This is a genomic window from Streptomyces sp. SBT349 (assembly GCF_001083795.1).
Lineage (GTDB): Bacteria > Actinomycetota > Actinomycetes > Streptomycetales > Streptomycetaceae > Streptomyces.
The window spans coordinates 1-15,245 of the sequence record NZ_LAVK01000178.1 but is presented as its reverse complement, the minus strand read 5'-3'; the positions used below and the strand labels follow the sequence as shown (position 1 = coordinate 15,245).

Sequence of the window (15,245 nt, the reverse complement as noted above, 5' to 3'; positions counted from 1 at the left end):
GGACGGGAGGGCGCCCGAGCGCTTCGCGCCGGGGCCTTCCGCCGTCCCGGGGGCGCCCCTCAGCCGGGGGCGAGTCCCGCGGCGTCGAGGAGGTAGGCCGTCATGGGCTCGTAGTAGCGCGGGTTGGTGACGTGGTCGTCCAGCGGGACGCACACCGAGAGCGTGCCCTCGGCCTCGCCGAGGAAGAGCGCCGGGTCGTTCGAGTCGGCGTAGCCGATGGTGTCGATGCCGAACTGCGCCGCGCAGCCCGCCCAGCCGTGGTCGGCGATCACCAGGTCGGGCAGCTCCTCGCCCTCCTGCGGCAGGGCGTCCAGGATCTCGGCCATGGGGAGGGGGGAGTGCGTGTGCCACAACGTCGCGCCGCGCTCGTACATCGCGACCCCCGCCATCTGGGCGACCACGCCCTCGTCGGCCGTCAGCCCGATCGGGACCCGGACCAGGTCGCAGCCCGCGGCCCGGAGCGCGGCGGCCGTCCGGGCGTGGACGTCGAGCAGTCCGCCGGGGTGGCCGGTCGCCACCAGGACCCGGCTGCGGCCCAGGACCGCCTTGCGCAGCAGGGTCGCGGCGCGGTCGAGGCCGTCCACGGTGAGCTCGGGGTCGATGGTGTCCTGCCCCTGCCGGTGGCCCGGGTCCGCGTCGACGCCGCACCGTTCCGCCATCTCGGAGAGCACGTCCTGCTCGTCCGTCCACCGGTCGCCCAGTTCGAGGCCGAGCCAGAAGTAGCGATTGCCGTTCGCCAGCTCCCGGTAGTGGGCGAGGTTGTTCTCCCGGGGAGTGGCGACCTCGCCCGCGATGCGGGTCTTTATGAGATGGGCGATCAGATCCGATCGGGACGGGGCGGCGGTGGTCGGCATACGGCCAGTATCGCCCGGATGGTGGGATTCCGGTGAGGGCGTCGCCGACCTGTGATCTCCCCGCGCCGCGGGGCTCAGAGCTCACGGCGCGCGGTGAGGAAGCCGCTCACCACCAGGGCGGTCATCACGGTGCCGGTGAGGAGAACGGGGGCGGCGGTGAAGGTGGTGGCCAGCACGAGCAGGGCCGCGGCCGGGAAGAGCCCGGTGTGCCAGTGCCCCATGTGGTGGGGCCTCACGTGCAGGAGCCACAGGGTGAGGACGAAGATCGCCACCGGGATCGTGAGGGAGGCCGCCGCGCCGGTGTCCGAGAGGTGGGAGTGGTGGGTGACGCGGTCGACGTTGACGGCGAGGCCCGCGCCGACGGCGGCGGCGGAGCCGAAGGCCAGGTAGTGGCCGTAGCCCCAGATGAAGCCGGTGCGGCTGGAGGAGAGGAAGCGTTCGGCGGGCTTGGCGAAGTACAGCCACCACATGGCGAACACGGTGGCGAGGCCGCCGCCGGCGACCGCGTACAGGTCGGCGCTGGCGTGGCCCGCGTCGACGGCCGTGCGGACGGCGGTCGTGGCGCCCAGCACGGACTCGCCGAGGACGATCAGGGTGAAGAGCCCGTACCGCTCCGCGATGTGGTGCGGGTGCCAGGGGGTGGGGTGGGCGCGTTCGCCCAGGACGGGCACCGAGAGGTCGATGGCCGCGATCACGGGGAAGAGCGGCATCTGCCAGTGCGTGGGCAGGGTCAGCCACAGGAGCCACAGGGTCTGGACGGTCGCCAGCCCGGCCGCGAAGCGGAGCGCGGCGGTGCGGCCCTCGGGATGGGAGCGGGCGGCGCGCAGCCAGAGGCTGATCAGGGCCAGCCGCATGACCGTGTACCCGGCGGTGGCCAGGGCGAAGTCGTGCTCCTCGAAGGCGCGGTGCACCCCGGCGGCGATGACCAGGGCGCCGGTGATCGAGACCAGCACCGCGATCCGGTAGGGCACGTCGTCGGTGTCGTAGGCCGAGGCGAACCAGGTGATCCCCATCCACGCCCACCAGATGGCGAAGAAGACGGCGAGGTAGCTGGGGATGGCGGTGGAGGCGTGGTCCGCGGAGAGCGCGTGATGGAGCTCGGCCGCGACCGAGGCGACGGCGACGACGAAGCAGAGGTCGAAGAGGAGCTCCAGCGGGGTGGCCGAACGGTTCTCCTCGGTGGTGTCGCGCGCGGTCATCGTCCGGTGCCACGGCTGGTGCACGGCCATCGCTGCGTCTCATCCGCCCGTCATGTCCGGTCAAAGGGTGTGAACGGGGCAATTCTGCCGGGCGTCGGTCGTCGCGGGTGGTCATCTCGTTCAGGCGTCGGACCGGGTAGCGGATCAGCGGCGGATCAGCGGCGGATCAGCCGCCTCCCGGTCGATGTCCACGGGCGGGGCGACGGGGCAGCGATGCGGTCGGTGTCCTGGGCGCTCATGGGGCGCGTGGTGGCATGGGGCCCCGAGAGCCGGAGGGCGCGGGGGAGAGGGCGCGCAGGAGCGCGGCGGCGGCGAGGTGGGCGGCGGCGATCGCCGTCAGGAGGAGGGGCGCCGGGAGGGCGGTGGCCGCCCCGGTGAGGGCGGCGCCGCAGGCCGCCGCCGTGATCTTCAGGCCGGCGCCGAGGGTGAACACGTGCGCCTCCGCGCCGGGGGGCGCGTACTCGGCGCGGATACGGAGGGTGGCGCCGAGGACGGGTCCCTCGCATGCCCCCGCCGCCACGAACAGCGCGGCGCACGCGGGGAAGGCCGGGGCCGCCGCCGCGGCGGCCAGGGCGGCGCCCGTGCCGAGGAGGCCGTAACCGGCGATCCGGGCGGGCGGCAGGCGCGGCGCACGCCGGGCCAGCGCCAGGGAGCCGCCGAGCGCGCCCACGGCGAAGGCGGTCATCAGCAGGCCCCCGCCCGCCGGCTGTCCCCGTTCCCCGGCGAGGAGCACCGCCGTGACGGTCAGGCCGCCGGTGCCCAGACAGGCGAGGCAGGTCACGGCCGTGATGGCGCGCAACTCCCGGATGTGCCGGAGGGCCGCCAGGCCCGCCATCGCGCCGGAGCCCCTCTTCCGCCCCGCGCCCCCGTCCGTGCGCTCGGCCGCGCCGGGAGGGGTGGGCAGCAGGGTCGCGAGGGCGGCGGCGCACGCGGCGGCGCAGGCCAGCAGTGCCGTGGCGGCCCCGGGGGAGAGGGCCGCCGCGGTGACCGTGACGGCGGCCGGGCCCGCGATGCCCGCGGCGTTGTAGGTGGCGGCGTCCAGCGCGTAGGCGCGTGCGCGGGCGTTCGCGCCGGGCGTGAGGGTGCCCAGGAGGCTGGAGAGGCCCCCGGTCACCACGGGCCCGCAGGCGCCGCCCGCCAGCGCGACGGCCAGGGTGACCTGCGCCGGGGCGCGGCCCAGGGTGAGGGCGAGCCCGGCGATGGCCGCCGCGAAGCAGGCCAGCGCCGCGGCGTGGAAGAGGCGCGGGCGGCGGGCCCGGGCCACGGCGGAGCCCGCCAGCGGCGCGGCCAGCACATGCGGGGCCATCCAGGCGGTGAGGGTGAACGCGCCCACCGCGGGCGAGCCCGTCCGCTCGATGGCGAGCAGCACGGCGGCCACCGCCATTCCCTCGTCCGCGAGCCGCGCGCAGAACGCCGTGGCCAGATAACGCCGCACGTTCCCACCTCCGGCGTCCGGGCCCCGACCATGTAACGGTTTGATGAGGCATCACGTTACAGCCCGTTCCCCGCTGCGCCTACAGTGGGTCCGTGACCGAGCACCGGCCGGGTTTCCGGCCTGCCCAGCGGTTGATCGACCTGGCCAACGCCGTCCGCGCCGAGCCCCTGCCGCGCCGGGCGGAGCTCGCCGCCGTGCTGGCCCGGCACGGGGAGCGGCCCGAGGACCTCTCGGAGGCGGACGCCGTGGAGCTGCGCGCCGCCATCGCCCGCCTGATCCCGGTCCTGGCGGAGCCGGACACCGACCGCGCCGCCACGGCGGTCAACGCACTGCTGGCCGAGTGCGGGGCCAGGCCCCGACTCAGCCGCCACGACGGCCACCCCTGGCACCTCCACGTGGACCGGGGCGACGACGCGGGGTGGGGCGAGTGGTTCACGGCGTCGAGCGCCCTGGCGCTGGCGCAGATCCTCACCGAGTACGGGCGTGCGCCCTGGGGCGAGTGCGCCGCGGAGGGCTGCGCCACCCTCTACCTGGGCACGGGCCCCGGCGCGCCCCGCCGGTACTGCTCGGCCACCTGCGCCTCCCGCGCCCGCGTCGCGGCCCACCGGCGACGCAGACGGGCGGTTGCGCGGACCGCCCCGCTGCCGGTGAATGGGAGGAGGGAGCCGAGCGAAGGCGGCGAAGACGATGGCTGAGTTCCTTGCGGCGGAGCCGGAGGTGCTGAGCGCTGTCTTCTCCAACCTGAACGCCGGGATGATCCTCACCGACCGGTCCGTGAAGATCACCGCCGTCAACCCGCACGCCGAGAAACTGCTCGGCCGCCCCGCCTCCGAGGTGGTGGGCCAGGACTTCCACGACCTTCTGCACCGCCGCGCCGACGGCACCCTGGAGGCCCGGGAGGAGTGCCCCCTGCTCGGCGTCTTCGACCACACCCGGATGGTGCGCGTGGAGACCGACAGCTTCCTGCGCGGCGACGGCGAACTGCTGCCGGTCACCTGGTCGGCGGCCCCGGTCGTGGTGGACGGGACGACCCTCGGCGTGGTCACCCTCTTCGAGGACGCCACCGAGCACCGCGCGGCCCAGGACCACCAGTCCGCCCACCTGGCCGCGATGGAGGACCTCGCCCAGCGGCTCACCCTGGTGGGGGAGATCACCGAGGTGCTCACCCAGACGCTGGAGGCGGAGGAGGCGCTGAACCGGCTGGGGCGGCTGCTCGTTCCCCGGCTGGCCGACTGGGCCGCCGTGGACCTGAGGGTCGCCGACGACGAGGTGCGCCGCGTCGCCGTCGTCGGGCCCCAGGGGCGCGAGGTGGGGCGCGAGGGAGGGCAGGGCGCGCTCTCGTCCATCCCCGAGACCTCCCGCTCCGTGCTGGTGCGGGTGCTGCGCGGCAGCGAGGCGGTGCTGCTCGGCCCCGACGAGATCGCCGCGCCGCCGGACAGCCCGCTGGCCGTCGTGCACACCACGTTCCTGCACGCGCTGGGCGCCACCTCGGCGGTGGTGGTGCCGTTGAGCACGCCCCGGCAGGTCCTCGGCGCGCTCACCGTCGCCAGGACCGACCCGGACCGCCCGCTCACCGCCGACGACCTGCCGCTCATCCGCGACATCGGCCGGCGCGCGGGGCTGGCCATCGACAACGCCCGCCTCTTCGAGCGGCAGCGCGACATCGCGGCCACCATGCAGCGGAACCTGCTGCCCTCCCTGCCCGACATCGCCCCGCTCCTGCTGGCCGTCCGCTACCAGCCCGCGCCGCGGGGCTCGCAGGTCGGCGGCGACTGGTACGACGCGCTGGTGCTGCCCGACGGCGTGACCGCGCTGGCCGTGGGCGACGTGGTCGGGCACGACCTGTCGGCCGCCGCGGGGATGGCCGAACTGCGCAACATGCTCCGCGCCCTCGCCTGGGACCGTGCCGAGCCGCCCAGCGCGATCGTGACGCGACTGGACGAGGCGATGTCCGCGATCACGGACGTGCTGATGGCGACGCTGATCCTGGCCCGCATCGAACGGATCGACTCCGGGGACGCTCCGGCGTCCGGGGATTCCCCGGGGTCCGGTGAGTCCGGTGGGTCCGGGGAGGCGGGAGACGGCGGGGGAGCCCGCTGGGAGATGCGGTGGACCAGCGCGGGCCATCCGCCGCCGCTGCTGGTCACCGGGGACGGCCGCGCCCACTACCTGGAGCAGGGCCAGGGGCTCCTGCTCGGCGCCCGGATGGGCTCCCCGCCGGGCCGCCACGACGGAACGGAGCGGCTGCCCCCGGGGGCGACGGTGCTGCTGTACACCGACGGTCTGGTGGAGATGGCGAGCAGCGACCTGGACACCGGCCTCAACCGGCTGCGCCGCCACGCCATCGCGCTGGGCGACCGGCCGCTCGACGAGTTCTGCGACGGGATCCTGGAACGGATGCCGCCGGGCGGGGCCGACGACATCGCCATGCTGGCGCTGCGCGTGCCGGCCTGACGCCGCGGGCGGTGGGCGTGCGTCGGGGCGTCGGGGCGTCAGGTGTCGAGCGCCGTCCTCAGGGCGTGGACGGCCAGGTGGCGGGCGGTTCGGGTGCCGTTCTGGTGGCGTTGGGTGTCGAGCATCAGGAAGTCGTGCACCACCCCCAGGACGCGGACCGCGGTGACATCCACGCCCGCGGCGCGCAGCTTGGCCGCGTACGCCTCGCCCTCGTCGCGCAGCACGTCCGCCTCGCCCGTGATCACCAGCGTGGGCGGCAGGCCGCTGAGCCGCTCGACGGGGGCGCGCAGCGGTGACGCGAAGATCTCGGAACGCTGCTCCTGATCGGGCGCGTACTGGTCCCAGAACCACCGCATGGCGTCCCGCGTGAGGTAGTAGCCGTCGGAGAACTCCAGATAGGACATGGTCTCGAAATTCGCGTCCGTGACGGGGTAGAGCAGCACCTGCGCCCGGAGCGGGAGGTCGCCGCGTTCGGTGGCCAGCAGGGCGACCGCCGTGGCCAGGGTGCCGCCCGAGGAGTCCCCGCACACCGCGATGCGGGAGCCGTCGAGCCCGTGGGCCGCGCCCTCCTCGGCGAGCCACCGGCCGACGGTGTAGCACTGCTCGACGGCCGTGGGGTAACGCGCCTCGGGGGCGAGGGAGTAGAGCGGGTACGCGGCGGCCACCCCGGCGCCCGCGGCCAGCTCGCGCACCAGCCGGTCGTGGCTGCGTTCGTCGCCGAAGACCCAGCCCGCGCCGTGCAGGTACAGCATCACCGGCAGGTCGCCGGTCAGCCCGCGGGGGCGGAGGATCCGGACCCGCACGGTCCCCGTCGGCCCGCCGGGGACCGTGACCCACTCCTCGTCGGCGTCCGGCCGCTCCACGTCCTCGCCGCTCTGGAGGTCGTTCAGGATCTCGCGGCCCTGGACCGGCGGAAGCTCGTAGATCCGCGGGTGCGGGGCGGTGGCGTCGGCCAGCTCCCGGGCGGCGGTCTCCAGGACGGGGGTCGGCGGGCCGGCGGGATCGGTCATGCGGGGCGCTCCTGTCCGGGTGAGGCACGGCGTTTGCCATCGTGATGCCATCGTCGCCACGCCCGCGGCAGCCGCAAGCCGTGCGCCCCGAATGGGCGATCGGCCCGTTCCGGGCGCCCGGCGCACGCCTCGCACGCCCGCGGGCGCACGATGTCATCCGCGCCTTCCGCGCTCCCTCACTCCGCCAGCACCGAGAGGAAGTTCCCCGCGGGGTCGCGGAACCAGGCGATCGGCGGTCCGCCGATCCCCCGGTGGACGCCCTTGGCGTCCGCCCCCTCGTACCGTTCGAAGCTGACCCCGCGGGCCGCCAGAGCGTCCACGGCGGCGTCGATGTCGTCCACGGGGAAGTTCAGCAGCGTGAACGTCGCCGGGGTGTGGTCCTCCTTGGGGTAGACGAGGGTGTCCCGGTCCCCGGCCAGGTGCAGGGTCAGCATGCCGTGCTCCTCGGAGACGTCCAGGCCGAGCGTGTCCCCGTAGAACCGCTTCGCCGCCGGGATGTCGTCCACCGAGAAACCGCTGAACGCCTTGGTGTCCTTGAACACGGTGATCTCCTCCGCTTGTCATGGGTGCCGTGAGTGCCGTGAGTGCAGTGGACGCCGGATGGGTCCGAGGGTGCAGACCGGCCCCGGGCCCCGAACTCATCGCTCGCGCCGCCCCGACAGGTGGGCGAAGAGGACCAGCCACTGCCGGGGCGAGACCAGCCCCACCGTCGCGCCGTCCGGGATCCGCGCCGCGCGCAGCGCCTCCCGCACCCTGCCGCCGCGGTGGCCGCGGGTCAGCGTGGCGCGCAGCGAGCCGCCGGCCCCGGTGAATCCGTCGGCGACCAGCGCGCGGTAGGCGGGGAGGTCGCGGGCGGGCAGCAGCGGCGCCTCGCGGCGGACGATGCGCAGCACGGCCGAGTCGGTGCGCGGTACCGGCGTGAACTGCCGCCGCCCGATGCGCTGTCCCAGGCGCCAGTCGTGGACCGGCCAGCTCTGCACCGTCAGCAGCGGCCAGGTGCCGAAGTCGCCGGTGCGCTTGCGGGCGAATTCGAGCTGCGTGACCAGCGTGGCCGACGTCAGACTTCTGGCGTTCAGGCACCAGCGCACGATGTCGGTCGAGCGGGAGTAGGGGATGTTCCCCACCACCGCGAAGGGCGTTCGAGGGGGGTGGGCGGTCAGGAAGTCGTCCCTGATCACGTGCACGTTGCGCTCGGCCCGCAGCCGTCCCGGGAGGCGGGCGGCCAGGTCGGGGTCGAGCTCGTACGCGATCACCTGGCGCGCGGAGCGGGCCAGGAGGCGGGTCAGGGTGCCTTCGCCGGCGCCCGGCTCGACGACCAGGTCACCGGGGCGGAGCTCCGCCGCGCGCACGATCTGGCGCAGCACGGCGGTGTTGTACAGGAAGTTCTGGGAGAGGTGTTGGCGGCGGGAGGCCACGGGCGTCGTCCTCGGAAGGTGAGGACAGGCCGGGCGGCGGCGGAGACGTCGGGGAACGGAGTGCCGTCGGCCTGTCCGGGTCGTGTGGGACACGGACGGCCCTGGCCGGAAAGCGGACGGCTCGGGTAGGGGAGCTCGGCGTGCGGAAGGTCAGCGTGCGGAGGCTCGGCTACCGGACCGGTCCTGAGGGACCAGGGCCGGGCGCCCGGCGCGCGGACGACGTGACTGGAGCTCGGGGCTCCAGCGGGCGGCCGGCGCGAAGGCGCGCAGACCGCTGGTGAGCATCGTTCCCATGGGCGCGACCCTACGCGGGGCCTCGAACGGCGGGCAAGCTCATTTCCGACTGTTGCGGTGGGATGAAAAGACCGCTGCTGCGATGTTGAGACTGCGGCGCTCGCGGGGCCGGGCGGAGCAGGGAATCGAGCAGGAGGAGATGGCGTGACGGCACGGGACGGTGGATGGATACGGCGGCTGACCGCCTACTGCTGGCGCTACCGCCGCAATCTGCTCCTCTCCGTCGGCTCCTCCCTGGTCGGCATGGGCGTCATGGCCCTGATGCCGCTGATCATCAAGGTCGTCATCGACGACGTGGTGATCGGCGAGGAGGGCGGCCTCGGCCTGTGGATCGGCCTGCTGATCGGCGCGGCCGTGGTCGTGTACGCGCTCACGTTCATCCGGCGGTTCTACGGCGGGCGGCTCGGCATCGACGTGCAGCACGACCTGCGCACCGACATGTTCGCGTCGATCACCCGGCTGGACGGGCGGCGGCAGGACCAGCTCAGCACCGGCCAGGTCGTCGGGCGCGCCACCAGCGACCTCCAGCTCATCCAGGGCCTGCTGTTCATGATGCCGATGACCGTCGGGAACCTGATGCTGTTCGCGGTCTCCCTGGTCGTCATGCTCACGCTGTCGCCGCCGCTGACCCTGGTCGCCCTGGCCGTGGCCCCCGCCCTATGGTTCGTCGTCTCCCGCAGCCGCAGCCGGCTCTTCCCCGCCACCTGGGTCGCGCAGAACGAGGCGGGCGCCGTCGCCGGAGTGGTGGACGGCGCCATCACCGGCGTCCGCGTGGTCAAGGGCTTCGGGCAGGAGGAACAGGAGACGGGCAAGCTGCGCGCGGCCGGGCACAGGCTCTTCGCCGCGCGGATGAGGACGGTGCGGCTCTCGGCGCGCTACACCCCGGTGCTCCAGGCCGTTCCCTCGCTCGGGCAGGTCGGCATGCTGGCGCTCGGCGGCTGGATGGCCACCCGCGGGCAGATCACGCTCGGCACCTTCGTCGCGTTCTCCACCTATCTGGCGCAGCTGGTCGGCCCGGTCCGCATGCTGACCGTCATCCTCACCGTGGGGCAGCAGGCCAGGGCCGGTGTGGAACGGGTCATGGAGCTGATCGACACCGAGCCGGAGATCCGCGAGGCCCCCGACGCGCACGAGCTGCCGGCCGACGCCCCGGCCACCGTCGAGTTCGACCGCGTCAGCTTCGGCTACGGGCAGGGCCGCCCGGTCCTCAGCGAGCTCACCCTGCGCATCGAGCCGGGGGAGACCCTCGCCGTGGTCGGCCCCTCGGGCAGCGGCAAGTCGACCGTCTCCCTGCTGCTGCCCCGTTTCTACGACCCCGACGGCGGCGCGGTGCGCGTCGGCGGCGAGGACGTCAGATCGCTCACCTACGCCTCCCTGCGCGCCGCCATCGGCCTGGTGCCCGAGGACAGCTTCCTGTTCTCGGACACGATCCGCGCCAACCTGGCCTACGGCCACCCCGAGGCCACCGAGGAACAGATCCTCGCGGCGGCCCGAGCGGCGCAGGCGGACGGGTTCATCCGCGCGCTGCCCGAGGGGTACGACACCGCCGTGGGCGAGCAGGGCCTGACCCTCTCCGGCGGGCAGCGGCAGCGCATCGCGCTGGCCCGCGCCATCCTGACCGACCCCAGGCTGCTGATCCTCGACGACGCCACCTCGGCGGTGGACGCCCGCGTCGAGCACGAGATCCACGGCGCGCTGCGCTCGGTGATGGCCGGGCGGACCACGCTGCTGATCGCGCACCGCCAGTCCACGCTCCAGCTCGCCGACCGCATCGCCGTGCTGGACGCCGGGCGGCTGGCCGACACCGGCACCCACGAGGAGCTGGTCGCGCGCTGCGAGCTGTACCGGCGGCTGCTGGCCGACCCGGGCGAGCTCGGCGGCGTGGAACGCGACCCGGCCGGGCTCGCGGCCCCCCTCGACGCCGTGCGCGGGGTGAACGGCGCGAACGGCGCGAGCGCGGACGAGGGGGACGCGCACGCCCCCGGCACCGGCGCGGCCTGGCCGGACGCCGGGGACGGCGAGGGGACCGGGAAGGGCGCGGAGAAGGGCACGGAGGGCGCGACACCCGAGCTGCTGGCCCAGGTCGCCGCCCTGCCTCCGGCCACCGACGTTCCCCGCGTCGACGAGGAACGCGCCACCCGCCCCGAGGAGAACTACGGCCTGCGACGGCTGCTCGGCGGCCTCGGCGGGCCGCTCGCCGTGGCGCTGCTGCTCGTCGTCGCCGACGCCGTCGCCTCCCTGCTGCTGCCGGTGCTCATCCGGCACGGCATCGACGAGGGCGTCCAGCGCGCCGCGCTCGGCGCCGTCTGGGCGGCCTCGCTGCTCGCGCTCGCCGTCGTGCTCGCCCAGTGGGCCGCGCAGTACGGGGCCCTGCGCGCGGTCGGCCGCACCGGCGAACGGGCCCTGTACTCGTTGCGCGTGAAGATCTTCGCCCACCTCCAGCGCCTCGGCCTCGACTACTACGAGCGCGAGCTGACCGGCCGCGTGATGACCCGGATGACGACCGATGTGGACGCGTTGACCACGTTCCTCCAGACCGGGCTGACCCAGGCGCTCGTCTCGGTGCTGACGTTCCTCGGGATCATGGTCGTGCTCATCGTCCTCGACGGGCAGCTCGCCCTCGTCGTGCTCGCCACGCTGGTGCCCCTGACGGTCGGCACGGTCTTCTTCAGGCGGCACAGCGTGCGCGCCTACGAGCTGGCGCGCGAGCGGGTCAGCGGAGTCAACGCCGACCTCCAGGAGTCGGTCGCGGGGCTGCGGATGGTGCAGGCGTTCCGGCGCGAGCGGGACGGCTACGAGCGGTTCACCGCCCGCTCCGACGGCTACCGGCAGGCGCGCGTGCAGGGGCAGTGGCTCATCTCCGTCTACTTCCCCTTCGTCCAGCTGCTCGCCACCCTGGCCACCGCCGGCGTGCTGGTCGTGGGCGCGGGCCGGGTCGGGGACGGCACGCTGACGGCCGGCGCGCTGGTGGCGTACCTGCTGTACATCGAGCTGTTCTTCGCCCCCGTCCAGCAGCTCTCCCAGGTCTTCGACGGCTACCAGCAGGCCGTGGTCTCGCTGCGCCGCATCCAGGAGCTCCTGCGCGAGCCGACCGCCACGCCCGCGCCCGAAGCGCCGCTGCCGGTCGAACGGCTCACCGGCGCGCTGGAGTTCGACGGCGTGCGGTTCGCCTACGGAGCGGCCGGCGAGGAGGGCCAGGCCCTGGCCGGGGTGAGCCTGCGGATACCGGCCGGGCAGACGGTGGCGTTCGTCGGCGAGACCGGCGCGGGCAAGTCCACGCTGGTCAAGCTGGTCGCCCGCTTCTACGACCCGACCGAGGGCGCCGTCCTCGCGGACGGCGAGGATCTGCGCACCCTCGACCTCGCCGCCTACCGGCACCGCCTCGGCGTGGTGCCCCAGGAGCCCTACCTCTTCGAGGGAACGGTCCGCGACGCCATCGCCTACGGCCGCCCCGAGGCGTCCGACGCGGACGTGGAGACGGCGGCGCGCGCCGTGGGGGCCCACCGGATGGTCGCCGCGCTGGAGGGCGGCTACCGGTACCAGGTCGGGGAGCGCGGCCGGAACCTGTCGGCGGGACAGCGGCAGCTGATCGCCCTGGCCAGGGCCGAACTGGTCCAGCCCGACATCCTGCTGCTCGACGAGGCGACGGCCGCCCTCGACCTGGCCACCGAGGCGCTGGTCAACCAGGCGACCGACCGCCTCGCGGGCAGCCGCACCACCCTGGTCGTCGCCCACCGGCTGACCACGGCAGCGCGCGCGGACCGCGTGGTGGTGCTCGACCACGGGCGCGTCGTGGAGGACGGCAGCCACGCCGAACTCCTCGCCGCCGACGGCCGGTACGCCGCGCTGTGGCGCGCCTACACGGGCGAGCCGAGCGCGGTCGGGAGCTGAGGGCGGTCGCGGGCTGAGGGCGCGTCAGGCGCGTCAGGCGCGTTTGGCCGGGGGCAAGGGGGCAACCCGCATGTCATGTCCGCCATGACCACGAGAAAACAGCACCTCGGGCCCGCGGCGACGATTATCGCGGTGATCGCGGACGTCGCCGCCTGCATCATCGGCCTGTGGATCATCATGTACCTGTTCGACGCCAACCGGGGAAACAACCTGGTCACCTTCGTTCAGGATGCGGCCCGCTGGCTTGCCGGCTGGTCACACGACCTGTTCACCTTCGACGAGGAATGGGCGCGCGTTGTCTGCGGCTACGGTTTGGCGGCGGTGGTGTACCTCATCGTCGGGCACCTGGTCGCGTCCCGTGTCCGTCACTACTGAACGGAGGGCCGGCGCACCCGACAGCCCTCACCTCGGGCGAGTGGAACGTTCGTTGCCCCGCTTGTAGTTGCCCGTCCACCGAGCCATGACCCGCTGCGGGTCCGCGCCCTCGACCTCCGTGAGGAAGCGCGTGGCGCGCTCCCCGCGGAGGGTGGTGGCCCGGCGGCCGTGGTGGCTGATCAGCACGGTCCCGTCCCGCTGCGCCGTATAGGCGAACCCCGCCGGTCTCCCCATGGACGCGAGGGTACCCGCTACCCCCGCGCGAGCGCCGCCAGATAAGCGTCCACCGTCTGCACCCGGCCGCCGGGCAGCGGATCCTCCAGGTTCCACCAGCGGATCCCGGCGATCTCCTCGGTCGGCTCGAACGCGTCCCGTTCCGCCGCCTCCGCCTGGTACAGCGCCCCGCGCAGCACGCGCCGGTCCGGCAGGGCGGTCCTGGCGAAGCCGACGAACCGCAGCGCCGCCGGGGCCACCCGCTGGTTCGACTCCTCGCGCAGCTCCCGCGCCGCGGCCTCCCGCGCGCTCTCGCCCGGCTCGATCGAGCCGCCGGGCAGCTCCCAGCAGCCGCGCCCGCGGTCGTGCACCACGAGCAGCAGCCCGGCGTGCCAGAGCGCAATCAGCACATAGCCCACCGGCGCCTCGCCGAACTCGCTGTCCTCGGGAAGCCGTTCGAACGCGAGCAGCCGCATGCCCAACGGCCCGGTGGCAAGGGCCTCTTCCGAACTCTCCATGCCGACCGACCCTAGATGCTGGCCAGTTCCGTCCCCTGCGCGGGGGAGAGCTCGGCCCAGATGGTCTTGCCGTAGCGGCCGTGCCGGGTGCCCCAGCGTTCGGTGAGGTTCGCGACGATGAACAGGCCCCGGCCGCTCTCGTCCAGGATCCGCGCCCGCCGCAGGTGCGGAGAGGTGCTGCTGGAGTCCGAGACCTCGCAGATCAACGCGCTCGGCTCCCGGATCAGCCGCAGCTGGAGCGGCCCGTCGGCGTGCCGGATGGCGTTGGTCACCAGCTCGCTGACGACCAGCTCCGTGGCGAACGCCGCGTCCCGCAGCTGCCACGCGGTCAGCTGCCGGTCGGCCAGCATGCGCGCCTTCCCCACCGCCGTCGGGTCGTCGGCGATGTCCCAGGTGGCGACGTGCGAGGCGTCCAGCGCCTTGGTCCGCGCCAGCAGCAGCGCGATGTCGTCGGTGGGCACGCCGTCGAGCACCGTGCCGATCACCTTGTCGCAGGTCGCCTCCAGCGACGAGGGCGGCTCGGTGAGCGCCTGGCGCAGGCACTCCTGGCCGCGCGCCATGTCGTGGTCGATGTCCACCAGACCGTTGGTGTAGAGGGCGAGGAGGCTGTCCTCCGGCAGCGACAGCTCGGTGGCCTCGAACGGCAGCCCTCCGAGGCCCAGCGGCGGCCCGGCCGGGGCCTCCAGCAGCTCCGCCCGCCCGTCCGGCCGGACCAGCACCGGCGCCGGGTGCCCCGCCCGCGCCATCACGCAGGTGCGGGAGACCGGGTCGTACACCGCGTACAGGCAGGTCGCGCCGACCGCGCCGCCCGGGACGTCCTGCTCCTCCTCGGTCTGCTCGGTCTCCGAGCCGAGCCGGATCACCACGTCGTCCAGATGCGTGAGCAGTTCGTCGGGCGCCAGGTCGATGTCGGCCAGGGTCCGCACCGCGGAACGCAGCCGGCCCATCGTCGCCGACGCGTACAGCCCATGGCCGACGACATCGCCCACCACCAGGGCGACGCGGGCCCCCGAGAGCTGGATGACGTCGAACCAGTCGCCGCCCACCCCCGCCGTCGAGTCGGCCGGCAGATACCGGGTGGCGACGTCGACCGCCGCGAGGTCCGGCAGCCGTCGGGGGAGCAGGCTGCGCTGGAGCGCCAGCGAGGTGCGGTGCTCGTGGGTGTACCTGCGGGCGTTGTCCACGCAGACCGCGGCCTGCACGCCGATCTCCTCGGCCAGCAGCAGGTCGTCGGTGTCGAACGGCTCCTCCCGCTCCTTCCTGACGAAGACCGCCACTCCCAGCGTCGCGCCCCGCGCGCGGAGCGGGACGGCGATGCCGGAGTGGGCCCCGTTCCGCTCCGGCTCCCGCTCGTCCGCGTGGGCCTGCTCGTCCGCGTCCGCGGGCTCGGGCCCCGGCTCCGTGACGCCGAGCCACCCGGGGATGTCCGCGGCCCCGAGGAGGGTGGCGTGGCAGGAGGGGCCCTCGGCCAGGCAGCGGACCGGGACCGAGCTGTCGGCGTGCGACTCGCCGGTCCGGGGTCCTGGGGCCGCGTCGCGCTCCTCCCGGCTCCCCGGCCCGCCGCCCTCTCCCCCCTCGGCCTCGCGC

Annotated in this window: 13 protein-coding genes; 4 read left to right on the top strand and 9 right to left on the bottom strand. The window is 74.4% G+C overall.

Annotation, left to right across the window (positions count from 1 at the left end):
- Positions 1 to 59 precede the first annotated feature (59 nt).
- From ADY01_RS21195 to ADY01_RS21185, 3 genes are all read right to left on the bottom strand, one after another.
- Positions 60 to 854, bottom strand: a complete 795-nt coding sequence (locus ADY01_RS21195; protein ID WP_049575948.1) for a phosphatase — start codon at positions 852 to 854, stop codon at positions 60 to 62.
- Positions 855 to 928: 74 nt separating this feature from the next.
- Entirely contained in the window at positions 929 to 2,083 is a 1,155-nt protein-coding gene (locus ADY01_RS21190; RefSeq protein WP_049575945.1) for a low temperature requirement protein A, read from the bottom strand.
- 205 nt (positions 2,084 to 2,288) lie between these two features.
- The gene (locus ADY01_RS21185; protein WP_049575941.1) at positions 2,289 to 3,488 is read right to left on the bottom strand and encodes an MFS transporter; all 1,200 of its coding nucleotides are present in this window, start codon (positions 3,486 to 3,488) and stop codon (positions 2,289 to 2,291) included.
- A 92-nt stretch (positions 3,489 to 3,580) separates the two neighbouring features.
- Between ADY01_RS21185 and ADY01_RS21180 the strand changes: the two genes are divergently transcribed.
- The gene (locus ADY01_RS21180) at positions 3,581 to 4,183 is read left to right on the top strand and encodes a CGNR zinc finger domain-containing protein (RefSeq protein ID WP_234320339.1); all 603 of its coding nucleotides are present in this window, start codon (positions 3,581 to 3,583) and stop codon (positions 4,181 to 4,183) included.
- Positions 4,176 to 5,942, top strand: coding sequence for a SpoIIE family protein phosphatase (locus ADY01_RS21175; RefSeq protein WP_053171052.1), 1,767 nt, complete (start codon positions 4,176 to 4,178; stop codon positions 5,940 to 5,942). Before ADY01_RS21180 ends, ADY01_RS21175 begins: the two co-directional genes overlap by 8 nt.
- A 38-nt stretch (positions 5,943 to 5,980) precedes the next feature.
- Here ADY01_RS21175 and ADY01_RS21170 read toward each other — a convergent pair whose 3' ends face one another.
- The 3 genes from ADY01_RS21170 to erm all read right to left on the bottom strand — a co-directional run bounded on the left by ADY01_RS21170 (position 5,981) and on the right by erm (position 8,367).
- The gene (locus tag ADY01_RS21170) at positions 5,981 to 6,952 is read right to left on the bottom strand and encodes an alpha/beta hydrolase (protein ID WP_049575937.1); all 972 of its coding nucleotides are present in this window, start codon (positions 6,950 to 6,952) and stop codon (positions 5,981 to 5,983) included.
- A gap of 176 nt (positions 6,953 to 7,128) precedes the next feature.
- Positions 7,129 to 7,494, bottom strand: coding sequence for a VOC family protein (locus tag ADY01_RS21165; RefSeq protein ID WP_049575934.1), 366 nt, complete (start codon positions 7,492 to 7,494; stop codon positions 7,129 to 7,131).
- 96 nt (positions 7,495 to 7,590) lie between these two features.
- Entirely contained in the window at positions 7,591 to 8,367 is a 777-nt protein-coding gene (gene erm / locus ADY01_RS21160) for an ErmE/ErmH/ErmO/ErmR family 23S rRNA (adenine(2058)-N(6))-methyltransferase (protein ID WP_049575932.1), read from the bottom strand.
- Positions 8,368 to 8,805: 438 nt separating this feature from the next.
- Here erm and ADY01_RS21155 point away from each other — a divergent pair, with 438 nt between their 5' ends.
- On the top strand, positions 8,806 to 12,552 hold the full coding sequence (locus tag ADY01_RS21155) for an ABC transporter ATP-binding protein (protein WP_049575929.1): 3,747 nt from the start codon (positions 8,806 to 8,808) through the stop codon (positions 12,550 to 12,552).
- 84 nt (positions 12,553 to 12,636) lie between these two features.
- Positions 12,637 to 12,927 (top strand): hypothetical protein, encoded by a 291-nt coding sequence (locus ADY01_RS21150; RefSeq protein ID WP_049575953.1) that lies wholly within the window; start codon positions 12,637 to 12,639, stop codon positions 12,925 to 12,927.
- 27 nt (positions 12,928 to 12,954) lie between these two features.
- On the opposite strand, the gene ADY01_RS21145 is transcribed toward ADY01_RS21150, so the two are convergent.
- The 3 genes from ADY01_RS21145 to ADY01_RS21135 form a co-directional block, all read right to left on the bottom strand.
- The gene (locus ADY01_RS21145; protein WP_049575926.1) at positions 12,955 to 13,161 is read right to left on the bottom strand and encodes a hypothetical protein; all 207 of its coding nucleotides are present in this window, start codon (positions 13,159 to 13,161) and stop codon (positions 12,955 to 12,957) included.
- Between the two features lie 17 nt (positions 13,162 to 13,178).
- On the bottom strand, positions 13,179 to 13,658 hold the full coding sequence (locus ADY01_RS21140; protein WP_049575922.1) for an NUDIX domain-containing protein: 480 nt from the start codon (positions 13,656 to 13,658) through the stop codon (positions 13,179 to 13,181).
- 11 nt (positions 13,659 to 13,669) lie between these two features.
- Positions 13,670 to 15,245, bottom strand: a 1,576-nt coding sequence (locus ADY01_RS21135) for a SpoIIE family protein phosphatase (protein ID WP_159001329.1), incomplete at its 5' end; no start/stop codon positions are given.